Source organism: Chloracidobacterium sp. (genome assembly GCA_016720705.1).
Lineage (GTDB): Bacteria > Acidobacteriota > Blastocatellia > Pyrinomonadales > Pyrinomonadaceae > OLB17.
This window is the reverse complement of the sequence record JADKKB010000007.1, coordinates 2,044,803-2,070,155: the sequence shown is the minus strand read 5'-3', so window position 1 is coordinate 2,070,155 and position 25,353 is coordinate 2,044,803. Positions and strand designations below refer to the sequence as shown.

The following is a 25,353-nucleotide window of genomic DNA, read 5'->3' as shown; positions in this document are numbered from 1 at the left end:
ATCGTTATGAAGAAACTCAGTTTGATAATCGCGTGTTTGGTGTTGACCGTTTTGGTAGTCAGCGTTGCCCGATCCCAGTCGGGCGGCAGTTTTACGATCACCAAGTCGGTGATAGGCGGAGGCGGGGGGCGAACTGCGGGCGGGACTTTCACGCTCGACGGCACGATGGGCGAGGCGGTCGCCGGGACGACATCGACTGGCGGGTCATTTAACCTGACGAGCGGATTCTGGGGCGGCGGTGGAAATAACGCAGCAATTGTGCGTTCACCGTTCGACTTTGACGGTGATTCCAAAACCGACATTTCGATCTTCAGGCCGGGGCCAGGTGAATGGTGGGTGTTGAACAGTTCGAACGGCGGCAATTTTGCGACGCAGTTCGGAGCCTCGACCGACAAGATCGTGCCGGTGGACTTTACGGGTGACGGCAAGACGGATGTCGCGTACTGGCGGCCTTCGACCGGGTTTTGGTTTGTGCTGAGAAGCGAGGATTTTACATTCTACGGATTCCCGTTCGGTGCCAACGGCGATGTGCCTGCACCGGCGGATTATGACGGCGACGGCAAGGCGGACGCGGCGGTATTCAGGCCTTCGACGGCGACGTGGTATATCAGTCCATCGACCGGCGGCACGACCATACAGGCGTTCGGCATTCCGACCGATCTGCCGGTCCCTGCGGATTACGACGGCGACGGCAAGGCCGACATCGCTGTCTGGCGTCCGACCGGCGTGAGCGGTGCTGAGTGGTGGATACTCAAGAGCTCGGGCGGTTCTTTCGCCACCCAATTCGGCCAACCGACCGACAAGGCCGTTCCCGGAGACTTCACCGGTGACGGCAAGACGGATGTCGCATATTGGCGGCCATCGACCGGGCAGTGGTTCGTGCTTAGGAGCGAGGATCTGACGTTTTATGCGTTCCCCTTTGGCACCATTGGCGATATTCCGGTTCCCGGCGACTACGACGGTGACGGCAAGACCGACGCCGGAGTCTATCGCCCCTCGACCCTCAATTGGTACATCAACCGCTCCACTGCCGGCGTCCTGATTCAGCAATTCGGAATCGCGGGCGATACGCCGCTACCGAACGCGTTTGTCAGATAACGTGTTGAAATATCGGAGTTTGGTGTGAGTAAGGGCCGTGAGCAATCACGGCCTTTGCCGTTCGTCAGATCTTTTAGAAGCCTAAACTCTGTTCGATGGCTGCAAAGCGTGGATCTCGGCGGACGGCGTCCCATTGAGGATCGAATTTGAGATTTACCGACCAACGCTCACGGTGCTCGACCGAGCGCCGGAGGAATTCGAGGGTTTTGTCGGTATCGCCGACACGGACTGCCGCCATCGCTTTGACGTAGTTGGTCCAGAGCTTATCGAAAGGCGCCTTTTCGGTTTGAGAAAACTTGAGACGCCACAAACCATCCCAGCCTCCGGCCGCAAAGGCGTTGCGTTCCGCTTCGACCACCGACTCCGGGTAAAAGAGCGAATCGAGCTTGACTATGGCCTCATACGCCTCAGGGATCCGGCCCGAATGTTCGAGTGCGATCCACCGGTAAGCATATCCGTAGGCAAAATTCGAGTCGAGCTCGAACACCTTTTGAGTCTCTTCGGCCGATCGGTCATATTGTCTGTTCAGGTAAAAAATAGCGGCACAATCGGTCGGGATGATGGGTGAAGTCGGATCCAGATCCTCGGCCCGTCGGGTTTCGGCGAGTGCCTCGTCAAAGCGGCCAAAAATTGTAAGATATTCGCCATACCATTGGTGCGCGGTCGGATAATTAGGCTTAAGCTCGATCGCCCGCAAAAACTCACGCTCTGCCTCGGGCCAGTTGCGATCGTAAAACGCGAGTGCGTACGCAAGTGATGTGTGGGCTTCGGCAAGCCCCTCATTTAACCGCAAAGCTTCACGGCTCGATTCACGCGCCTTTTGAAACGCCTCGGCCGCGTCCATACCGCCATATTCAGCGAGCAGTTCGTAGGCATCGGCCTTGCCGGCGTAGGCGAGAGCAAAGTTGGGATCGAGTTTGATCGACTGGTCAAAAAACTCGTTGGATTGCTTGAGGCTGACCGACGTTCGCATATTCCAAAAATGTCGGCCGCGCAGGTACAATTCGTACGCCTTTGCGTCATTGGTCTCGGGCCGCGTAAGGGACGAGCGTTCGGAGTCCGACAGCCCTTGTATCAGGTTGGCAGCCACGTTCGAGGCGATCATATCCTGGATGTAGAGCAGGCTATAATCTTTTTCGTCAAAGCTACGCGACCAAAGGATCTTTTCGTCGCGAGTTTGAACGAGCTGGACAGTGATCCGCAAATGATCTCCGAAACGCTGGATCGTCCCCTCGACAAGATCGTCGACCTTTAACCTTTCGCCGATATCGCCGGTCGATGACGTTGCCCGCAGGATCGAACTCGTCGGGCGCACGGTCAATCTCGGTATTGTACCGAGTCGGGTGGTCACCGCATCGGTCAGACCGACGACCATAAATTCGTCTTTTGGGTCCTGTGTCAGATTGCGAAATGGCAAAACGGCAATAGTCGTGTCGCGTTTGGCGGCGGTAACGATGCCCTGTGCGGCATCGCGATTTCGCCCCCAATACCAGACTCCGGCGACGCCGAGTGCGACGACGACCAACGAGAGCACCGCGACCAAATATTTCGCACGACGCGATGGGTTGCTAGGCTCACCCCTTGATTCGAACCCGTCGATGGCTAACCGCGACTGCGTGATCTTTTCAACTACCAGATCGCCTTCGAGAACGCTGACATCTGCATTAAAGCGGTATCCGCGGCGAGGAATGGTCTCGATAAATTCCGCTCCATCCGCGTTGAACACCTTTCGAAGGTTATGAACGTGGATCTTCAGATTGCCCTCTTCGACAAAGCTTCCGGCCCAAACATTGTCCATCAGTTCATTCTTTTCGAGGAGATGGTTGGGATTTTCGACCAAGAAGAGCAGCAGTTCGAATGCTTTTGGCGGGATCGGCACGATCTCGCCGGAGTCGCGGCGCAGTTGTTTTTCCGACACATCCAGCCGAAATTCGCCAAACTTGTAAATCGGCGTCTGTGGCTTCATTAACTTAACCGCAATATTAACCAAACATTAACCGAGCCTTAACTACAACAACACTTAAATATCACACAATTGCTTTCGTTGAAAGAGCAATATGAAGACATCACACTTCGAAGTCACATTCGAACAGCGCGAGATCTGGCGCGTGAGACGCGCTGACGGTACCGGATCTCACAGTTGCTCGGTGTGCCCCGACGCTTCGCCGATGATTACGGCCGAAAATGCCGCCAAAGTACTGCGGCTTAGCACGCGGCAAATATATCGGTTGATCGACGCCGGAGCCATCCATTACTTCGAGACCGAAAACTTGCAGATGCTGGTCTGTCTTGCATCACTTTCAGAGTGGAATGCCGGCGGCAATGTGACCACGCTCGCGGCAATCAACGCGGAAAAAGGCTTAGAGGGGAGAAGGTTAATATGAAGACGAAAACGTTGGTCGCATCGCTTGCGGTGATATTCGTTATAGTTAGTTTTGCCGCTAAGGCTCACGCCGGTGCGACACTCACCGTAAATTGGGTCGGACCCGGAAACAATTGCGACAGCGTTTTGACGCTTGAGGAAGCCGCTCTTCTCGGTGAAGGGACGATGTCGCGAGCCCTCTCGACCGGAGAGAAAAATCAGATAAGCGGGGCAACCTTTGTACCGGCTTTGCCGGGGCCATGCGGAGCTTCGTTGTGGCTCGCCACGGCAGGAGTCGGGATCAATTCGGCTGACGATATCGTTTTTGCGAGCGGAATGACCGTGCCGATCAACGCGTCGATCTCGCTTGGCCAAAACGACGACATCGACGGGACGACCGGTACCAGCAAGATCATCCTCGACGGCACCGGACTCGGCTCCGGTTATTGCGGCATCTATATGTCCACATTCTCGGGTTCACAGATCCGCAATATGGAAATTCGCAACTTTCCGGCCTGCGGAATTCACGCTTTTGCCACAAGCGGAGCCATCTTTGAGGGCCTCGATATACATAACAACGGCACGTACGGCATCGACCTTGGCTACCAGAGCGGATCGCCGACCACAAATTCCCGAAACACTCGGATCGGCGGCGACCAACCGCAACATCGCAATCGGATCTACGCGAATGGAGCGAGCGGGATCAGGATCGAATCCTCGCCCGTCGGCGACCGATTTCCGGATCAGGGAATCGATATACTCAACAACCTCATCGGCACCAGCGATGGCGTGACCGACAATGGTAATGGCGGGCCGGGCATAACGCTCATAAACACGATCGGAGTCGTGATCGGCGATACCGGCGGCACGACCAAGAACGTGATCAGCGGCAACAACAGCGACGGTATTTCGATCATCGGCGCCGGGGCCGTCAGCAACAGGATCATTTGGAACAACATCGGCACTAACGAAAGCGGCGGCGGCGCACTTGGAAACTCATTGAGCGGGGTCGCTTTCTCTCAGGGTGCAGGCGACAGCGCGGATTTTATCAACAGCACTATTAACCGTGTCGGACTGCCTGGTTTCGGCAATGTGATCAGTTCAAATGGCGGCTATGGCATATATATTTCTGATACCAACACGTCAAACAACGTCATCCAGAGCAATCTGATCGGCACCAATCCGGGCGGCAACAGCGATCTCGGCAATGCTCTGGCGGGAATCTATTTCGGAAACGGAACGTACGATAATCAGGCAGGCGGTACCGGGACGGGTGAAGGTAATCTGATCGCATTTAATGCTCTCGGCATCAAAGCGGACGCCGGTATTCGTAACGCATTCAGACGAAATCGTATGTTCTCCAATGACGGTATGGGCATTGATCTGGCTCCCGCCGGTGTAACGCCAAATGACGCCGGCGACGGCGACAGCGGCCCGAACAATCTTCAAAATTTCCCTGTAATTACGTATGTCAACGCTCAGGCAAGCTCAGTATCGCTCAGTGGCACATTAAACTCGACGCCTAATCAGGCCTTTACGCTCGAGTTTTTCGGCAACGACGGCGTTGATTCAACCGGTTACGGCGAGGGCAGATACTTTCTCGGGGCGACGACGGTAAACACCAACGCCGCCGGAAACGCTACGTTTACAGGGCTGAATTTCACGGTTGCGCGGAGCAATGTGAGCTCCTGGGTGACCGCAACGGCGACCGACGTCAATGGCAACACATCCGAGTTTTCCTTGGCAAAGAATGCCTGCGGCAATATGTTATTTAGTCCAACCGACATTTTGGCACCACTCGGCGGCGGACCCGGCAATTTTACGGTCATCTATTCCAGCGGTTGCTCCTCGTACTCCGCCCAGAGCAATGTCGCATGGATCAACGTCACTAGCGTGCTGGGCGGCACCGTAAATTATACGGTCGCGGCAAACCCGAGTCCGCCGCGTGACGGCCTGATCAATATCACATATAACAACGGGACCGGAACGGCGGTACAGAGCTTTTTGATCTCGCAAAATAATGGCTGCACATATCCCCTCAGCCACTCGACTGCGAGCTATCCCGCGAGCGGAACGCCGAACGACGGGATGTCCGTGGGGACCGGAGCAGGTTGCCAATGGACAGCAGCCAGCAATGCGGCCTGGATCACTGTGAGTTCCGGGACGAACTACACCGGGCCGGCGTCTGTCACGTGGGCCGTGTCGGCAAACACGGGTCTCGCAAGGCAAGGAACGCTGACTATCGCCGGACAGACGTTTACTGTTAACCAAGCGGCACCGTCAACCAAGACGCCTTTCGATTTTGACGGCGACAAGAAGACCGACATTTCGATATTCCGGCCCGGACCCGGCGAATGGTGGTACCTCAAGAGTTCGAACGGCGGCAATTATGCGACGCAGTTTGGCACATCGACCGATCGGCTCGTCGCGTCGGATCTTACCGGTGACGGCAAGGCGGACATCGCCTTTTGGCGACCGTCAACCGGAATGTGGTTCGTACTCCGCAGCGAAGATTCGACGTTCTATTCGTTCCCGTTCGGATCAAATGGCGATATCCCGACGCCGGCCGACTTTGACGGCGACGGCAAGGCCGACGCTGCTGTTTTCCGTCCTGCAACGGCGACCTGGTACATCAGCAAGTCAACCGGCGGAACGACGATCCAGCAATTTGGCCTGACCGGGGACCAACCGGTCGCGGCGGATTACGACGGCGACTCGAAAGCCGACATTGCCGTTTGGCGTGCCTCACTCGGACAGTGGTGGTGGATCAAGAGCTCGAACGGAAGCTCCGGTGGACTGCAGTTCGGAAACCCGACCGACAAGGCGGTCGTCGGCGACTATACCGGCGACGGCAAGGCCGATTTTGCACTATGGCGGCCATCCACGGGATTCTGGTTCATTCTCCGAAGCGAGGATTTCTCGTTCTACTCATTCCCGTTTGGCTCGACCGGCGATACGCCGTCGCCGGGTGACTATGACGGTGATGGAAAGTTCGATGCCGCTGTCTTCAGGCCATCGACCGCAACCTGGTACGCAAGCCGCTCGACCGCCGGCACGCTGATACAGCAATTCGGCATCGCGGGAGACCAACCCGTGCCGAGTGCGTTCGTACGCTGACGCTTTTACGGAACGCGGCGGTTACAATGGGAGGCGTCGTAATCTGAGACCGGCCGTAAAATCACCGCCGATAGATCGAGCACAGCAAAGCACCCCGCGGCTTAACGGTTACGGGGTGCTTTTGTCGGACGCCATTTACTGGAAAAGTCTATTGAAAAGTCGTATTTATATAATGTATAGTCAGGTGTCACGGCGCTCATATCTTCTTAACTGATCCGAATGGTCTGATACGAAATAAATGTCTCTAAAATATAAGTTCTTTGGCCTTGTGGCGGTTTTGGTTTGTGTGGCGGCGGGTGTTCTGTTTTACGCCGGCAATTCGCAGGCCGACCGTTTTGATTATTGGGTAACTGTTGATAATGCTGAGCTTTCGCATATTCAAAAGTCGCTCGGTACGGACGAAACGCGGCTTAGAGATATCGATGTGCGCACCGTCAAAGACGGCATCGCGGTCGTTCGTTTGAACGAAGCGCAGATGGAGGCGCTGTCGAGGTCGATGCACGAGAGCTTTCACAAATGCAGCGGCTATATCGCCCATCCGACCGAGGAAGCCGCAATTGCCTCCATCGATGAGCTAAAAGCCGTTAATGCACAGCAACAGTTGATAGCCTATACGATCGACAATGCGGCGGTCGTCAACGCGATGCACGCCGAGGCCAGCGAACTTCAAAATCGCCAGACGATCCTCGACCTTTCGGCATTTCCCAATCGCCGCTATAACCAACCCAGCGGAACCGAGTCGGCCAATTGGATCAAGAATAAATGGACGACTCTCGCCGCCGGACGCAACGACGTAACGGTCGATTTTTATACGCATCCGGTCGCGACCTCGCCTCAGCCGTCGATCATTATGACGATCCAAGGTACGACCTTGCCGAGCGAGATCATCGTGCTCGGAGCTCATCAGGACTCGATCAACACCGGCGGCCAGACTCTCTCAGCACCGGGTGCTGACGATGATGCGTCGGGTATAGCGTGTCTGACCGAGACGATCCGCGTGATGATGGCAAAAAACTTTAGGCCCAACCGCACCATCAAGTTCATGGCGTACGCGGCCGAGGAAGTCGGGCTTAAAGGCTCGGCCGCTATCGCCACCGAGTATAAAAACGCTAACGCTAACGTCGTCGGCGTGATGCAGATGGATATGACGAACTATAAGGGCACGCTCGGCAACGACATCGTCATTTTCACGGACTATACAAACGCGGCCCAAAACCAGTTTGTCCGCGATCTGATCACGGCATATCAGCCGACGATGGTCGTCGGGACGTCCACCTGTGGCTATGCTTGTTCGGATCACGCCTCGTGGCACAACAAGAGCTACCCGGCGTCGTTCCCTTTGAATCGACATTCAACGACGACAACGCCGCCATTCACTCGGCGAATGACAAGATCAACCTGAGCGGCGACAACGCAAATCACGCTCTGAAATTTACCAAGCTCGCACTGTCGTACGTCGCCGAACTCGGCAAGGGTTCATTTGTATCGACGCGGCGATCGCCGTTTGATTTTGACGGTGACGGTAAGACGGACCTTTCCGTTTTCCGCCCCGGCCAGAACGAATGGTGGTATGCCAAGAGCAGCAACGGAGGCAACGGAGCGGCACAATTCGGCGCCGCGGGCGACGTCTTGACGCCCGGCGATTTTACCGGTGACGGCAAGGCAGACCTCGCGTTTTTCAGGCCTTCGACCGGATTTTGGTACATTCTCAGAAGTGAGGATCAGTCATTTTACGCATTCCCCTTCGGCAGTAGCGGTGATGTGACGATGCCGGCGGATTTTGACGGTGACGGTAAAGCGGACGTAGCGATTTTTCGTCCGTCCACCGCGACGTGGTATATCAATAAGTCGTCCGGCGGCACGACGATCACCCAATTCGGTGCAAACGGTGACGCCCCGATCGCCTCGGATATCGACGGCGACGGCAAGGCAGACATCGGCGTGTACAGACCCTCGGTATCCGAATGGTGGATCGCCCGGAGCACCGGCGGACTGACGGCGTATCAATTCGGCCAGACGGGCGACCAAGCGGTCACGGGCGATTTTACGGGTGACGGCAAGGCAGACCTTGCGTTTTTCAGGCCGTCGACCAGTAGTTGGTTCGTGCTCCGGAGTGAGGACGGCAGCTATTACTCATTCCCGTTCGGTTCCGGTACAGACATCCCGGTTCCCGGCGATTATGATGGCGACGGCAAAACCGACGCAGGTGTATTTCGGCCGTCCAACTCGACGTGGTACGTCAACCGCTCGACCGCCGGCACGCTGATCCAACAATTCGGCCAGACGGGAGATCTGCCCGTCCCCAACGTGTTTGTGCGGCAATAGTGCCGATTATAGAAATAGAAATGGCTCGCCGATCTCCGGCGGGCCAATTTTTTTTGGTCGATGTATATTGGTTTGCCGATCGCTCTAGCTCGTAAAGAGTGGTTCGTGCTTTTCGATAAATGCCTTGAGCTCGGGGATCTTCCCGACGTCCGCACCGAACGAACGGGCGGTGGCACTCATCTCGCCGTAGATGCCGAGGCTTTCGTCGAGCAGTTCGCGGGCTTGCGTCCATTTTATCCGATCACGCTCTTTAACGGCGATCAGGCCGAGTACTTCGCCGACTCCCTGTAATGAAACGGACAGCTCGCGACGCAGTTCCAGATTAGTCGGGTCGGCACCGGCTAATTCACGATTTATGTTCAAAGCCGCTCTGTGCTCGTTGAGAGCCATAGGTAGGTCGTTTTGCGAGCGAAACACCAAAGCGATCTTGTTGTGACTGATGGCGATATAACGCTTGGCAAGCGTCATTGTCGGATCCTGCTTAAGTGCCGCCTCGCGCATCGCGAGCGAGCGGCGCAATAGTTTTAGTGCCCCGGCAGCATCGCCCGCTTTGACACGCAGATCGCCCGCCGTATCGAGACTGACGGTCAGATCCCCAAAAGCCAGTACATTTGTCGGATCTGCGGCAAAGAGCTTTTCGCGAGCGGCAAGGGCATTATTTGAAAGCGAAGTCGCCGCGGCGAACTCACCGAGTTGGATGTGAGCGTTTGCCGACAGATCATCGAAGATCCCGCCCATTCGCGGCAGATCTACATCATTCGGACGACCGGCCATTAAGTCCTTAACGATCGTTCGGCCCTTATCAAACTGCTCTATCGCCTCCCTATATTTTCCGTCGGAGTGTAAAACCCGCCCGATCTCAGAATAGGAAACGTAACGGTCACGCTGAAACCTGTTATTTGCCGGTTGCGACGCGGCCAGACGTTCGCCGATGGCGAGTGACGCCTGAAAGTTATTGATCGCCGCGGCTAATTCGCCCGTTTTCGCTTTGATATATCCGACGCGTTCATAGCTGACCATTAGACTCTCCAAAATTAGCGGGTCATCGGCGCTTTGATCACGCAACTCTTCGCGCAGCTTTAAGGCTCTTTGGTAATTTGCAGATGCGTCTGGCGTGTCGTAGCTTGCCGCGAGATACATATCGCCGAGCATATCGTAGTATTTTGATAGATTTATTTTATATTCTTGGTTAGTCGGGTTGCGACTGACGAGCTTTTCGCCGATATCAATGGATCTGCGAAAGCTCAGGATGCCGCCGGCGACATCGCCGACGTTTGCAAAGTACGGATGGCCCTGGATCTCACCGAGTTTGCGATAGGACTCTGCCAATTCGTTTTGCAGCGAATCATCGCCGTCAGATTCCTCCGCCAAACTATTCAGAAACGGCAATGCCCGGTCGATCACCAGTTTGCGAGCCGGTGTCGCCCCCTGCAAATTCCGGATCGCATCATCAAATTCAAACAAAAATGAATTGGACAGTTTCCGAACATCATCGAAACGCCGCTCGGATTTATCGCGCTCACGCCGGGCGACGATCGCTTGCCACGACGTGACCGACGTTGCAAGCAGTAGCGTCAGCACTATAAAGGATCCGGCAAAGACCGCGGTAGAATGGCGTTTGACGAACTTACGCGCCCGATAGGTTCGCGAATCCGCGGTTGCCGTCACCGGCAATCCGACCAAATTTCGCCGGATATCTTCCGCAAGATCCTGTACCGATGCATATCTCCGCTCGGGTTCCTTGCGGAGTGCTTTGAGGATAATGTTGTCGACGTCGCCCTTAAGATATCGAATGTCGGCTGGCGAAATGTGGAATTTGCCCGCTTCCATTTGCGGTTTAACATCGTCATCGACAGTGTGTCTGGCCAACGGCCAACTTGGCTCACCGCTGATGACCGACGACGGGCGAACCGGTGCTTGCGTCAGAACCTTATTGGTGATCTCCGTAAAGTTGCGGGTCTGTGACCTGAATGGCCGTGTGCCGCTCAAAAGCTCATATAAAACGACACCGAGCGAATAGACATCCGCCGAAGTCGTAATTGGCATGCCATTTAGCTGCTCGGGCGAAGCGTATTCCGGTGTAAAGATCCGGGCTTGTGTTGCCGTATTTTCGGACTCGGTCTCGAGCAGTTTGGCAATGCCGAAATCTAGCAGCTTCGGCGTCCCGTCGTTTGTAATTAAGATGTTCGACGGCTTGAGGTCACGGTGGACGATCAGGTTTTGATGCGCGTAACTTATTGCCGAACAGATCTGGCGAAATAGTTCGAGGCGTTCCCTGGCACCCATTCGTTGGTCATCGCAATATTCGAGCAGCGGCAATCCCTCGACGTACTCCATCACGAAATACGGCAGTCCATCATCGGTTTGGCCGGAATCGAGCAGACGTGCAATGAACGGGTGAGTGAGTCTTGAGAGTATCCGTCGTTCCAGCAGAAAACGTTTAAGGATAGCTTCCGTATCCATTCCCCGTTTGATCAGTTTGATCGCGACCAGTTGGTCAGAATCCTCTCTTCCGGCCAAATAGACCAGGCCCATTCCGCCGGCACCGATCCTTTTTTTGATCCGGTAATGACCGATCGTCTTGCCGAGATACTCGTCACTCGCGTCATCTATGGCAATGCCTTGCTGAACCAGAACGGGTTTATCAATGAAGCCTTCGGCTTGCTCGTGCGACGCCAGCATCTTCTCGACGGCGCTTCGTATTTCCGGCCCGGTCGTATCCAAAACCGCACTGCGTTCCGCTAGCGGCAGTTCGAGAACGACCCAAAAAGTATCCTTGATCTGTATCCATTTTGCCGTGTCCATTGCTTTTCAATCAACTACGCGGAAAAGAGTGTCGAATCGGTTCATTTGCCATCGATCTTTTGATGGAGCCAGGCACGAGCAATGATCCACTCGCGCTTTACGGTGGAGGGCGACAGACTCAGAACGCTCGCGGTCTCCTCGATCGTCAAGCCGGTGAAGTATCGGAGTTCGACGATCCGGCACTGCTGCGGGTCAAATTCTTCGAGCTCTTTCAAGGCATTGTCGAGTTCGAGCAGGTTTTGATTCATCTCCACGGAGATCTGCGGGGCATCATCCAACGAAACTTTTTGGACACCGTGCTTTAATGACATCCTTTCTCTGGCGGCGTCGATCAGTATCCGCCGCATCGCCTGGGCGGCGATGGCGAAGAATTGGCCGCGATTTTCCCAATCGACGGCCCGCTGATTTGTTAGTTTGAAGTACGCTTCGTGGACGAGTTCGGTCGTTTGCATTGAGACCGCGTACTCGCGGCGAAGAAAGCTCGAAGCCAGACGACGGAGTTCGTCATAAACGATCGGCAAAAGCCGATTCAGCGCAGCTTGATCGCCGGAGCTATCCCCTTGTCCGATCTGCTGCAAAAGCTGGGTGACTTCATTCGCCATAAGAAAAAGATTGACCCGATTTTATCAGATTTCTCGCGTAGTTGGGTGAAGTAAAAATTTGCGTTTCCCAAATGAGGAATTATGAATGATCTGAGATACGTCCTGTCGAGAGCCTTTCGGAATCGAAACCGTCTAAGAGTTATATTTTTTGCGATGACCTTAGCGGTGACCTTTATCGCGATCGAGAGCGGAGTTGCTCACGCCCAGACGACTGCATTCACATATCAAGGAAAGCTGACCGACACTGGCATTCCGGCAAACGGTCAATACGATTTGAAGTTGCAGCTCTTTGACGCAGCGACCGGCGGCACGGCGTACGTAACGGTTATGGACCTGCAAGATGTCGTTGTGACCAACGGTATCCTCACAGTTTCGCTCGACTTCGGCTCACTCCCGTTTCAAGATCAGGTGGACAAGTGGCTCGAGATCGCCGTTCGCCCGGGAGCAAGCACAGGCGCATACAACACTCTCACACCTCGACAACAGATCAATACGGCGCCGTTTGCTATTCAGGCCAATAAAGCTAGTGAAGCACAAACTGCGGATGCGATGTCATCCGTTTGCAACCAATGTATCACTGATGCACATATCGTTGGTCTTGACGGCAACAAGGTATTCGGAACGGTTGCGAATGCAGCGAATGCGATGAACGCGGCTACCGCTCAAACCTCAGTTACAGCGCAAACGGCAACCACAGCAATAAATTCCAATAATCTGGGCGGAGTTTCGGCGGGAAATTACCTTCAGGTTAACGGCAACGGCTCTCAACTTACAAATGTCGTTGGAACATTCAAGTGGAATGTCATCGGGGGCGATCAGCAAGCCGAAAGAAATAACGGGTATCTGATCAACAGCAACAGTCTGGTAACAATAAACCTGCCGACGGCGCCGCAAATAGGCGACATCATTCGCATAGCGGACGCGGACACGGACCCTGCAGGTTGGCGGATTACGATAAATGCCGGGCAGACAATTCTTCGCCCGCTCTCGACACAATCAAATCTGCCGTGGACACCGCGGGAAGCGAATCGAGATTGGGCCTCGATCGCGTCATCGGCAGATGGCACGAAAGCGGTTGCCGTCGCTTACAATGGAAAAATTTACACTTCAACTGACTCGGGGATGAACTGGATTCCGCGCGAAAGTGACCGACAATGGCGTTCGGTCGCGTCATCGGCCGACGGCACGAAATTGGCTGCGGCCGCGGAACTTGGACAAATTTACACGTCCGTTGATTCGGGCGTAACCTGGATCCCTCGCGAAACCGATAGAAATTGGTTTTCGGTCGCATCATCAGCCGACGGCACGAAATTGGTGGCGGTTGTTTTATTCGGACAAATTTACACGTCCGTTGATTCGGGGCTAACCTGGACACCGAGGGAAACGAACCGAGGTTGGTATTCCGTCGCGTCATCGGCGGACGGCACGAAATTGGTTGCTATTGTTGGGGGCGGACAAATTTACACGTCCGTTGATTCGGGCGTAACCTGGACACCGAGGGAGGCGAACCGAGGTTGGAAATCCGTCGCGTCATCGGCGGACGGCACGACGTTGATCGCGGCTGGTGAAAACACGAATGTCTACAGGTCGACTGATTCCGGCGTTTCTTGGGCCGGGACATCTACCCCTATCAAAACGTGGAATGGAGTTGCTTTATCCGCGGACGGCACGAAAATGGTTGCCGTCGCACAAAACGATTATATCTACACGTCACTCGACTCCGGCATTACCTGGATTCAGCAACTACCCGTTCGATTTTGGGGGTCAGTAGCGTCATCGGCGGATGGCAGTATTTTGTTTGCCGGAACGGGCGGCGGACAGATCTACGTCAACAACTCGAGGGCAACGACAGAAATGACCGGCGGGAGAGGAAGCTCGGTTGAACTCGTTTATCTCGGCGACGGTAAGTTTTACATCCTCAATTCGCAGGGTAGCAACACCGGCTTTTAACTGGTGTGAGATTGAACAATGAGCACGGTCTATGCCGTTTGTTGACCACAGTTTATAAGAACAAAGATCGGAGGACGAAGTAGATGAAAAGAGTAATATTTTCGATGGTCATTATATTTTCGCTCGCCATTTCGGCGGTTACGATCTATTCGCAAATCGCGTCGGGTGGTAGCTACGCCTTGACGCAGGCTGTGGTTTCAAGCGGCGGTGGTCAGTCAAGCGGCGGCACGTTTGGCATTACCGGAACGACCGGACAACAGGCCGCTGGGACGACATCAGCGGGCGGTCCGTTCGACGTGCACGGAGGTTTTTGGCAGGGTGATCTCTCGCCGACCGCCGCCGGGGTTTCGATCTCGGGCAGAGTCCTGACGCCGGACGGCAACGGGTTGCGAAATGCAATGGTTTACCTTAGCGACCGAACAGGTTTAACCCGTATGACGCGCACCGGATCTTTCGGCTATTTCCGCTTTGACGATATCGAAGCCGGACAGACTGTCATCCTCAGTGTCCACTCAAAGCAATTTCATTTTACGCCTCAGTTGGTGAATTTAACTGACAATTCTGCCGATATAGATATCATCTCGAGCGAACCGAATAGACAGTAATTCACAACACTTACGAGCTTTGCGACAAGCCGGACCATGGCGATTTGCGGTTTCCTGAAGCAAGTGGACTGTGTTGCGATAAAAAAAATGAACCAGTTCGATCACAAATACCGCGTAGTTGTTTGGAAGTGAAAAAAGACCGTTCTAGTTTGAAAATATTTGGGAAATCCAAGGAGAATTTATGAAAAAAGTATTACTGACTCTATTGATCTCTCTCGTCGCCGCACATCTGGTCGCCGCTCAAAACAAGCCGGACCGAAAGGCGGACCGCGATGGCGTTAAGGCCGAGATCGCCGATGCAAAAAAACAGATGCAGGATCCCATTAATGCATTGCTGACCGTGGCCGGAGTGGGCGAGCCGGATTCGTTTGGAAAGAACGTATTATTTCTCGGCAGCGCCTCGACCGGCACCGTGTATTCCTATTTCAGTTGTGACCCTGCTGTATTGCTCAGCGACCACGGCATCACGCTCGGCCCCGATGACCGCTGTTTCACGCACACCGTGGGCACGACGACATCATCGGCGACATTTGAAGATATCGGCCGGATCACGATCCCGGGCAGATCAGCTGAGAACGTCATCTACTTTATTCTGAACAACACGATGACCAGCGAGGTCGAAAACACATATTCCAATGTATTGCCGACATTCGTTCGCTACACACCGACACTGCGGATCGAGAGTGACGCACTTAATGACCCGACAGCGGTGGACCCAACCACCGGTGCTCCGCTAAACGGCGTACTGACGGTATCGGCCTTCGGCACAAAAATAGCCAACAAATCGGTCGTAGCGGGCGAATTTGACTTCGGTTACGACGCCTACAGTTCGGCTGCGACTCGCGGGTTTGCTCGCAGCTATTTTGCCGATCTCGGACTGCCGCAACCGGTCATCAATCGCCTTTACCGAAAGCCGATGACCATCAAGCTTGGGATGAAGGTTTCTGTGAGAAATATCGCACTCGCCCAGTTTGCCTACACAATGCGGCTAACCGGCAATTGAACTTCGGCCAAATTCCGGGTATTTGAACTACGGCAGATACACGGCAAAGCGAAAGGCGGGCAGTCGTCCGCTTTTCATTTTCTTAAATAGTGAGTCGATATATTGAGCCTATTTTGAACGCTATTTCGCGTAGTTTGTCTGAGACACTAGTATTCTATGTCGATCTTTTTCCTCGGAGACATTCCAATGACCAACGAAATTTCGAGCCGTTACCCGACAATCAGTCTTATTATCCGCGGTTCACTTCGAATCGCAGTAGTTGCCGCAGTCTTCATTTTCGCCGCTTCGCCGGCGGCCGGACAGAGTGCTAACGATGGTTTCAATCCAACGACCGCAGCCATAAACGTGAATGCCTTTGCGATCAGAGCGGATGGCAAGATCTACGTAGGCGGCGGATTCAATACACTCGGCGGCCTTTCCCGAAAGAGCATCGCACTTTTGAATGGCGACGGCTCAGGCGATCCGACTTTCGCCCCGATCGGAGTCGAAAGTGGGGGTTTTGTCGGACAATTATATGCGGTCGCAATTCAGGCCGATGGCAAGATCGTTATCGCAGGCACATTTGACAAAGTAAACGGCGTGGCTCGTTCAAACATAGCCCGGCTCGATCAATTTGGTAATCTGGACGCGACGTACGCGCCGGTCGTCGACAGCACAATTTTCGCTCTCGATGTACAGAGCGACCAAAAGATCGTCATCGGTGGTGCATTTACATCTGTAAATTCCACCGGTCGAAACCGACTCGCCCGTCTGGAAACGAATGGGACGCTCGACGCCGGTTTTGATCCGGCACCGAATGCGACGGTTCGAGCGATAAAATTCGACGCTGCAATCAATCGAGTTTACGTTGCCGGCGATTTCTCGGTGATCGGCGGAGTTACGCAACCGGCGGTTGTCCGCCTTTTTCCGTCCGGCGCCGCCGACACATCGTTTGCGCCCACCAGCCCGGGCCTCGGTTCTGCCCTCGCGATACAACCCGACGGCAAGGTCATCATCGGCCATTCGAGCGGGGTTTTCCGCGTAAATCGTAGCGGGTTGACCGACCCTGCATTCTCGTATTCGACATCCTCGTGGGTGAGCACTATCGCGATCCAATCCGATGGCAAGGCGGTGATCGGCGGATTTATAACTGCCATCGGCGCGGTCCCCCGCAATAAGGTCGCCCGCTTTAACGCCAACGGCACACTCGACCTCGATTTCGATCCGAACGTGACGGGTTCGCGGTTGGATGCTCTCGCCGTCCAACCTGATGGCAAGATCCTCATCGGGGGAGCATTTACGGCGATCGGTAGCACTAGCCGTTTGGGGATCGGCCGGGTGTATCAAGACGGCACGCCTGACGCGAACGCCACCGCGGGCACAGCATCGGTCGATGGTCCGGTCGCGGTCATCGTGCCCCTGCCGCGTCTCGACCAGACGATGATCGGCGGTAACTTTGCAAATTTTGACGGAACTCCGATGGCGGAAATTGCCCGCGTAAACTCCGCGGGTAAGCGTGATCCTGCATTCACTGCTCCGACTTTTGCCGGTGGATGGGTCAACTGCATTACACTTGACATCGCTGAGCGTTACTTAGTTGGCGGCGAATTTACTACCGTCAATGGAAATGGCAGCCGCAAGTATCTGACGCGTATAGGATCGATAGGCAATGTCGATACGTCATTCAATGTGGACCTCAACGGCCCGGTTTACGCCGCAGTGGTCCAACAAGATACCAAGATCATAATCGCCGGGTCGTTCACGACCGTTAACGGGACGGCGAGAAACCGCATCGCGAGAATCAACGTTGACGGCACGCTCGACTCGACGTTCAACCCAAATCTCGATTTCTGGGCGTACCGATTGGTCTATCTTCAAAACGGTCAGATACTTGTCGGCGGCGAATTCACAACGGTCGGCGGCGTGGCTCGGGTGGGACTTGCCCGACTCAATAACAACGGAACGCTTGACACCACCTTTGACGCGGCTCTCGCAGGAATAGTGCCGACCGTAAACGAGATGTTGCTCCAACCGGACGGCAAGATCCTGATCAGCGGCGGCTTTACGTCCGTCAGCGGAACCGGGAGATCGTATATCGCACGCCTCAATTCGACCGGTTCGCTCGATGCGACTTTCACTACCACGCTGGACTCGGTCGCACTGTCGATGGCGGTTCAAGCAGATGGCAAGATCATGCTCGGGGGCAGGTTCTCCGGTATCAACAGCGTCGCTCGGGCATACCTCGGGCGGGTGAATGCTGATGGTTCGCTCGACACATCATTTACGGCAAACGCCAACGACGTCGTACTGGCGATGGCACAACAGAGCGATGGCAAGATACTCGCTGGCGGCTATTTCACAACCGTCGCCGGACAATCACGCAATCGATTTGCCCGGCTCAGCATTCCAACGCCGGCGGTCGAGACCGTTACTGCCACGCCGACCCTAGTCAAGTGGACGCAGGCAGGTTCGGCACCGGCATTTACCAGAGTGGATTTTTACACGGCACCTGATACCCAATTGTGGCAATTTGTCGGGGCGGGCGTTCGCGACGTAGTGACCGGCAGTTGGAGTTTAAGCGGTATCGACACGACCGGTGGATATCTAATGGCCCGCGGATACCATCGCGACTTTTCGAGCCGCCGAGGTGTTGTCGAGGTGATCAAGTCGGTGCCGACGATACAAGCGTTGTTCAAAACGCCGTTCGATTTTGACGGCGACGGCAAGACTGACCTCTCGATTTTCAGGCCGGGACCGGGCGAGTGGTGGATATCAAAGAGTTCGAATGGCGGTAATTTTGCGACGCAGTTCGGCACATCGACCGACAAACCGGTCGCTGTCGATTTCACCGGCGACGGCAAGACGGATGTCGCGTATTGGCGGCCTTCGACAGGATATTGGTTTGTGCTGCGAAGCGAGGACTCGACGTACTATTCGTTCCCGTTCGGGGCGAACGGCGATATACCGGTGCCCGCGGACTATGACGGCGACGGCAAATCGGATGCGGCGGTCTTCAGGCCTCTGGCCGCAACGTGGTATATCAGCAAGTCGAGCGGCGGCACGACCATCCAGGGATTCGGCGTGGCAACCGATCTGCCCGTTCCCGGCGACTATGACGGAGACGGCAAGGCCGATATCGGCATCTATCGTCCGACGGGAGCCAACGGTGCGGAATGGTGGATATTAAAATCCGCGGGCGGCACGTTCGTAACACAGTTTGGGGCGGCGACCGACAAGGCTGTTCCGGGTGATTACACAGGCGACGGTAAGACGGATGTAGCGGTCTGGCACCCGGCAACGGGGCTATGGAGTGTCCTGCGAAGCGAGGATCTAACGTATTACGCGTTTCCGTTCGGCTCAAACGGCGATTCGCCAGTTCCCGGCGATTACGACGGCGACGGCAGGACGGACGCAGGTGTTTTCAGGCCGACGAACTCGACGTGGTACGTCCAACGCTCGACCGCCGGAGTTCTGATCCAGCAATACGGCCAAGCGGGTGACCTGCCGATACCCAACTCGTTTGTGCGTTAGGATGGTGGGAGCACCTTACTTGGTGTAGGTTAACTTCTCGTTTTCGAGTTCGGTGTTGAGGTCGCCGTCGGCATCACGAAGCGAGTTTTTAGCTTTTAGTTCCGCAACGATGGCGATCGCTTCGTCGATGTGCTCAAGGGCACCCGGGCGGTCGCCCTTTTTGTTGAGCGCCTGAGCGAGTAGGCGGTGAGCGAGCCCGAGATCGTAGAGATAAGTGGTCGTGCCGGGATCGTTGGCGACGATCGGGATCAGTGTCTTGATGGCCCGGGCCAAGCGTTCCGCGGCTTGATCGTATCGTGCGAGCCCGATCTCGCCTCGGCCGATCTCGGTCTCATAGGCAGCGATGTTTCGCTTGTATTCGTTATTCTCGGGCTCTTTGGCGCTTAACGCAGCCATAACTTCGACCGCACGATCGCCGGAGGCGATCGAACGCGGAAGATCGCCCTCGAGGCGGTAGGCCCGCGCGAGATTGAAATGCGACACGGCGAGATCGTAGGCGACGACACCGTTTTCGGGCTCGTGGGCGAGAGCCTTAGCCGGAAAGTCGATCGTCTTTGCGCATACGTCGACGGACTTTTCGGTCTTGCTGTTGTTGACGTAAACTTCGCAAATGATGCTCTCGGTCAGCCAAGCGGCCCGCTGCACGCGGAAATCTTTAGGAAACTGAACTGCCAGTTCTTTGCTGACGCCGACCGCCATATTCAGGTCGGCAATGGCACCGTCAAAATCGCCGAGAGTGGCCTTGGCCTGGCTCTGACTGCGGATAAGCCGTGTCAGGCTCTTTTTGAGATCCGGATTCTCGGGGTCGCGGCTACGGAGATCGCTGATGATCGTGAATGCCTCGTTATACAATGCAAGCGCCTTTTCCGCCTGATTGTTAAAATTCGGTATCGCTGCGTAATCGATCAATAGGACCGCGAGCCGATTTTTGGCCTCGACGAGATCCGGTTGGGCGGCGGCGAGTTGGCGGCGGAGTTTGAGGCCGCTTTCAAACATCTCGGTCGCCTCATTGGTCTGGCTGTTATTCCACAGCGTGCGGGCCGAGACGTAGTAATTATTAGCAAGTTGTTCTTTCGCTTCGATGTCGGCGGGCGAGGCGGCAAGCACGGACTCGCGCAGGCGGCGGGCCTTTTCGTAGCTGATGAGCCCGGCGTGTGTATTGCCGAGGCTCGAATTATTTAATGCTCCCTGAACGTCGCCAACCTTTTCGTAGGCAGTGGCGAGTTCGGCCTGCAGTTCGAGGTCGCTGCCGGCCTCGGCCGACAGGCTGTCGAGATACTCGAGCGCGTTTTTGACGATCGCCTCGCGGGCCTTGAGCGAGCCTTCGAGATTCTCGATCTCGGGATAAACGTCGAAAAGATATGAGTTTGCCAGCTTACGGACATCATTGAACCGCTTTTCGGCACGAGAGCGTTCGGCACTCGCGACGCGAGCCTGCCAGAGCGTGGTGCCGACGCCGCCGACAACTGCCAGCAAGATGACCGCTGCGGCCAGCACACCGAGGCGATTGCGTCCGACAAACTTAGTGACGCGGTACGAGAATGTATTTGGCCGGGCCGTAACGGTCAGGCCGTTCAGATGGCGGCGAATGTCTTCGGCGAGATTGCCGGCGGACGAATATCGTCGTTCGGGTTCCTTTCGCATCGCCTTGAGCACGATATTGTCCAGGTCGCCGCGGACGCTGCCGGCTGACAGTGTCCAAGATGTTGGTCCGGTGTGGCGGACATTTACGGGCTCTGTCACGTTGCCGGGAACGGACTTGGCGTACGGTTCGGACGTCATTTCGCCGGTATGGCGGTCGATGACGCTCGACGGCAGCATCGGTTCGTGCTCGATGACGGCACTGTAAATTTCGCGAAGGTCATTTTCCTTGCTCTCAAATGGCCGATGTCCGCTGAGCATCTCAAAGAGGATCACGCCGAGGCTATAAACGTCGGACAGAGTGGTCACGCTCTTTTTCTGTAACTGTTCGGGCGATGCGTATGATGGCGTCATCAGACCCATTCGGGTTATGGTCGCCGAATCGGCGTCATCAATACCCTTGGAGAGAATCTTTGAGATGCCGAAATCGAGTAATTTAGGCACGCCGTCGTGCGTGACCATAACATTGGACGGTTTGAGGTCGCGGTGGACGATCAGATTTTGATGGGCATAGTCGACCGCCCCGCAGACCGTTCGAAATAGCTCGAGCCGAGCGTTGAGATCGAGGTTCTTGACGCGACAGTATTCACCGATCGGAAGTCCATCGACGTACTCCATCGCGATAAACGGCACGCGGTCTTCGGTCGTGCCGGCGTCGAGCAAACGAGCAATATTCGGGTGTTCGAGTGAGGCGAGGATCTCACGCTCCTGCTCAAAATGACGCCGGAGTGCGCTCGTATTCATCTCGCGTTTGAGCAGTTTAAGAGCGACGCGTTGCGTAAACTTGCCATCCGTGCGTTCGGCCAGATAGACGGCACCCATACCGCCGTGGCCGAGTTCGCGGACGATCCGGTACGCTCCGACGGTCTGCCCCGACATATCGCTCTCGTCATCATCAATGAAATTCTTGGCAAATTCGACCGCCGACAACTGCATCAGCCCTTGGGCGTCATCCTCAAAGGCCAACAGAGCATCGACCTCGGCACGTATCTCAGGCTTAAGCCCGCCAGCATCGAGAAAGATCGCCCGCTCCGGCGGAGCCAGATCAAGCACCTCGTCAAGAATCGCCTTTACCAATGGCCAATTTTCCGCACTCATAATTTTTAAGCCTGATTCCCTGTTCGAATATGAATGCGTAAACGGATGAATTATAGCGACATTGTTTTTAGCGGGGGACGTATATTTTCTCAACTGCCTTGCGAGATCTCGCGATAGAGCCAGAGCCGGGCTGATTGCCATTCGCGCAAAACCGTTCGTTCGGTGGTCCCGATCGCTTCAGCTATCTCACCATTGGTCATTCCACCAAAGAAACGCATCTCGACCACCTTGGCCTGACGCTCGTCAATTGCCGCAAGGCGGTCAAGCAACTGGTCAACCACTAGGATCGAATCGGCACGGTCCTCGACCGGTATATCGACATCGTCGGTCGAGAAATGAATAGGATTATTACCGCGTTTGCCCGCCGCGTGCAGGCGGGCGTGATCGACCAGTATCTGGCGCATCAGCCGCGACGTAAATCCGAAAAAATGTCCGCGATCCTGCCATTGGATGCCGCCGGCATTGCCGAGCTTGAGAAATGCCTCGTGGACCAGAGCGGTCGGCTGGAGCGTGTGGTTAGACCTCTCACGCGACATTAAAAAGCGGGCCTGGCGCTTGAGCGTACCGTACACCTCGCGCAAGAGAACCTCGCGGGCCGCATCGTCGCCGTCGCTCCATTCGTGCAATATCTGTGTGATCTCGGGGGATTGGCCGTCACTCATATACTGTTTATGTCGGTTTCCTTTGATTTATTATATTTTATATCAATAAATACCTAATTCAAAGAAAGTTTCTGAAGTTGCCCGCTCGGCATTGACACTCGGTCGTGATCTATCCGGCAATTCGGCCAGGCCGGCGATATTCCGCTTCCCGGAATTTTTGTGAGGTGACAGCCAAGCGGCAATAATTGAAAGTGTATGGCGAGGTTGATATTATAGGGTTTTGGGGATACTGATCGGGAATCGTTGTTGGATTCCGCCACGCGATCGTCCGAGTTGCCACCTTGCCGATCAGTAATTGCACAACACATACTTATTTCGCGATGAAGTTGCTTTTACATCGAATCGTATTTGCCTTACTTTGCACTCTGCTGGCGACACTTGTTTTTACATCGGCAGATGTTTACGGACAGGCTACCGATCTGAAAAAGGGTGTCGCCGGAACCGTCTTGACCGAACGCATTAAAACCCTCGTCAAAGTGAAACGCGAAGGCTCGCCGCTGGTGCTATTGACGCCCACGGATCTGGCGGGCATTCCGAACGGAATTCTGAGTATTGCGGCCGGAGACCCCTGCGACACTGCGGTTGAAACCTCATTAGGCTCGATCAATTACGGTATTATTAACCAGAATGACTGCCAACTGCCGGATAATTCATACGCCGACTTTTATGTGTTTAACGGCGTGCAGGGACAGGTAGTGCCGATATTTTTGAGTTCCGCAGAATTTGATACCTACTTGGGTATCGCGAATGAATCCGGCACTTTGACTCTCGAGGACGACGATAGCGGCGAGGGCACCAATTCCTACCTGTTGGCAACACTTCCGGAAACGGGCCAATATGCCATTCTCGTCAACACTGCGTTCGCCAACCAATTCGGGATATATACGCTAAGTCTGAGTTCGACGCCTTATTGTGCTTATTCGCTCAACCCTGCGGGTGCTCAGGTGCCCGGGGCGGGAGGTACATTTGGATTCGGCGTTACGACCCAGATAGGTTGCGGCTGGCAACCGTTTACCCAAAATTTCTTTATTGACGTGCAAACGCCCGGTCAGAATGGGCCCGGAAATGCAACGTACACAGTCACGCCGAATGGGCCGTCGCCCCGTAGCGGCACGATAACCGTCGTGCCCGGATATTCGCCGGCCCCAACGCAGAATCTCACGTTTACCGTCGATCAGGACGCTCTGAACTGCTCATATTCTATCGGCACCACATCGATCGATCTGCCGGGTGCAGCGTACTCCGGTAGCTTTGCGATATCGGCACCGGCGGGGTGCTTCTGGTCATCTCACTCAAATGCCTGGTGGATCACATCTAATGCGGAGGGCCGCGGCGACGGATCCGTAATCTTCTCGGTCGGTGCAAATAACGGTGCGGACCGTAGCGGCACTATCGATGTTGCGGGGCGGACGTTTACCATTTCGCAAAGTGGGATGAACTGCACATACGCGTTTTCACCGACTACCCTAGTCGTGGATCGCATTGCTCAGGACGGGATGATAACGGTCTCGACCCAACCCGGATGCACGTGGAATATATACCGGGAATCGTGGGTCTCGGTCAATAAGGTCGGCATCGGCCCGGGTACGGCGACGTTCCACGTTTTTGTCAATCCGCAGGGCACTAACCGTTCGGATAACATTTCATTTAATGTGGTCGGGACCGCGGGTTCGGCAAACATCCCGATCACCCAAACGGCAACACTAAGCCGCCGCTCGACATTTGACTACGACGGCGACGGTAAGACCGATCTATCGATATTTCGGCCTAACGTCGGTGAATGGTGGTATGCAAGAAGCAGCGACGGCGGCAACGGCGTGGCGCAATTTGGCTCATCGACGGACGTGATCACACCGGGCGATTTTACGGGCGACGGCACGACGGACATAGCTTTCTGGCGACCATCGACGGGCGAATGGTTCGTTTTGCGGAGCGAGGATTACTCATTCTATTCGTTCCCGTTCGGAACCAGCGGAGACACTCCGGTCCCCGGCGATTACGATGGTGACCGGAAGACCGACGCAGCCGTTTTCCGAGACTCAACCGCAACTTGGTATATTTCAAGATCAGCCGGTGGCGGAACAGTTATTAAGGCATTTGGAACAACCGGGGACAGGCCGGTCGTTGCTGATTTTGACGGCGACAGCCGTTCCGATATCGCCATCTTTCGGCCGTCAAAAGGCGAGTGGTGGTACGCGAAAAGCAGTAGCCCGAATACGGTCGCACTACAATTTGGCCAAGCCGACGATCAACTTGTGCCCGCCGACTACACCGGCGACGGCAAGATGGATGTGGCATTTTTTCGACCGTCGACCGGACAATGGTTCGTTCTCAGGAGTGAGGACTTGACGTTCTATGCGTTCCCGTTCGGGTCGAGTACCGATCTGCCGGTGCCCGGCGATTACGACGGCGACGGCAAGGTCGATCCCGGCGTTTTCCGGCCGGCCTCGGCCAACTGGTATATCAATCGCTCGACTGCCGGCATCCTGATACAGCAGTTCGGCATCGCCGGCGACGTGCCGGTGCCGAACGCGTTCGTGAGATAAGCTCTCGAGCGGATGTGGCGTTGACCGAG

General features: G+C 55.2%; 15 protein-coding genes. 10 read left to right on the top strand and 5 right to left on the bottom strand.

Translation table 11 applies throughout. From position 1 onward, the window contains the following. The first annotated feature begins 6 nt into the window (after positions 1-6). Positions 7-1,098 (top strand): VCBS repeat-containing protein, encoded by a 1,092-nt coding sequence (locus IPQ00_16310; GenBank protein MBL0242128.1) that lies wholly within the window; start codon positions 7-9, stop codon positions 1,096-1,098. A gap of 73 nt (positions 1,099-1,171) precedes the next feature. Here IPQ00_16310 and IPQ00_16305 read toward each other — a convergent pair whose 3' ends face one another. Continuing rightward, a complete protein-coding gene (locus IPQ00_16305; GenBank protein ID MBL0242127.1) occupies positions 1,172-3,064 on the bottom strand; it encodes a winged helix-turn-helix domain-containing protein in 1,893 nt (630 codons plus the stop codon). Positions 3,065-3,155: 91 nt separating this feature from the next. Between IPQ00_16305 and IPQ00_16300 the strand changes: the two genes are divergently transcribed. From IPQ00_16300 to IPQ00_16285, 4 genes are all read left to right on the top strand, one after another. Continuing rightward, a complete protein-coding gene (locus tag IPQ00_16300; protein ID MBL0242126.1) occupies positions 3,156-3,482 on the top strand; it encodes a hypothetical protein in 327 nt (108 codons plus the stop codon). After that, positions 3,479-6,577 (top strand): VCBS repeat-containing protein, encoded by a 3,099-nt coding sequence (locus tag IPQ00_16295; protein ID MBL0242125.1) that lies wholly within the window; start codon positions 3,479-3,481, stop codon positions 6,575-6,577. The genes IPQ00_16300 and IPQ00_16295 overlap by 4 nt, the downstream gene beginning before the upstream one ends. A gap of 238 nt (positions 6,578-6,815) precedes the next feature. Beyond that, a complete protein-coding gene (locus IPQ00_16290) occupies positions 6,816-7,979 on the top strand; it encodes a M20/M25/M40 family metallo-hydrolase (protein ID MBL0242124.1) in 1,164 nt (387 codons plus the stop codon). Next, positions 7,883-8,902, top strand: coding sequence for a VCBS repeat-containing protein (locus IPQ00_16285; protein MBL0242123.1), 1,020 nt, complete (start codon positions 7,883-7,885; stop codon positions 8,900-8,902). Before IPQ00_16290 ends, IPQ00_16285 begins: the two co-directional genes overlap by 97 nt. An 84-nt stretch (positions 8,903-8,986) precedes the next feature. Here the strand turns inward: IPQ00_16285 and IPQ00_16280 are convergent, their stop codons facing one another. Further along, positions 8,987-11,707, bottom strand: coding sequence for a serine/threonine protein kinase (locus IPQ00_16280; GenBank protein ID MBL0242122.1), 2,721 nt, complete (start codon positions 11,705-11,707; stop codon positions 8,987-8,989). 41 nt (positions 11,708-11,748) lie between these two features. After that, a complete protein-coding gene (locus IPQ00_16275; GenBank protein ID MBL0242121.1) occupies positions 11,749-12,309 on the bottom strand; it encodes a sigma-70 family RNA polymerase sigma factor in 561 nt (186 codons plus the stop codon). Between the two features lie 81 nt (positions 12,310-12,390). Between IPQ00_16275 and IPQ00_16270 the strand changes: the two genes are divergently transcribed. From IPQ00_16270 to IPQ00_16255, 4 genes are all read left to right on the top strand, one after another. After that, positions 12,391-14,259, top strand: coding sequence for a hypothetical protein (locus tag IPQ00_16270; protein ID MBL0242120.1), 1,869 nt, complete (start codon positions 12,391-12,393; stop codon positions 14,257-14,259). Between the two features lie 83 nt (positions 14,260-14,342). Further along, complete coding sequence (locus IPQ00_16265; GenBank protein ID MBL0242119.1) at positions 14,343-14,864, top strand: carboxypeptidase regulatory-like domain-containing protein; 522 nt, start codon at positions 14,343-14,345, stop codon at positions 14,862-14,864. Between the two features lie 181 nt (positions 14,865-15,045). Beyond that, positions 15,046-15,867: a hypothetical protein gene (locus tag IPQ00_16260; GenBank protein MBL0242118.1), complete on the top strand. Its 822-nt coding sequence runs from the start codon at positions 15,046-15,048 to the stop codon at positions 15,865-15,867. A 186-nt stretch (positions 15,868-16,053) separates the two neighbouring features. Further along, a complete protein-coding gene (locus tag IPQ00_16255; GenBank protein ID MBL0242117.1) occupies positions 16,054-19,377 on the top strand; it encodes a VCBS repeat-containing protein in 3,324 nt (1,107 codons plus the stop codon). A 15-nt stretch (positions 19,378-19,392) separates the two neighbouring features. Here the strand turns inward: IPQ00_16255 and IPQ00_16250 are convergent, their stop codons facing one another. Together IPQ00_16250 and IPQ00_16245 are read right to left on the bottom strand one after the other, a co-directional pair. Next, positions 19,393-22,116 (bottom strand): protein kinase, encoded by a 2,724-nt coding sequence (locus IPQ00_16250; GenBank protein ID MBL0242116.1) that lies wholly within the window; start codon positions 22,114-22,116, stop codon positions 19,393-19,395. Between the two features lie 89 nt (positions 22,117-22,205). Next, the gene (locus IPQ00_16245) at positions 22,206-22,778 is read right to left on the bottom strand and encodes a sigma-70 family RNA polymerase sigma factor (GenBank protein ID MBL0242115.1); all 573 of its coding nucleotides are present in this window, start codon (positions 22,776-22,778) and stop codon (positions 22,206-22,208) included. 320 nt (positions 22,779-23,098) lie between these two features. Here IPQ00_16245 and IPQ00_16240 point away from each other — a divergent pair, with 320 nt between their 5' ends. Then, positions 23,099-25,324 carry a hypothetical protein gene (locus tag IPQ00_16240; protein ID MBL0242114.1) on the top strand — a complete coding sequence of 742 codons (2,226 nt, stop codon included), beginning with the start codon at positions 23,099-23,101 and terminating at the stop codon, positions 25,322-25,324. Positions 25,325-25,353: the final 29 nt, after the last annotated feature.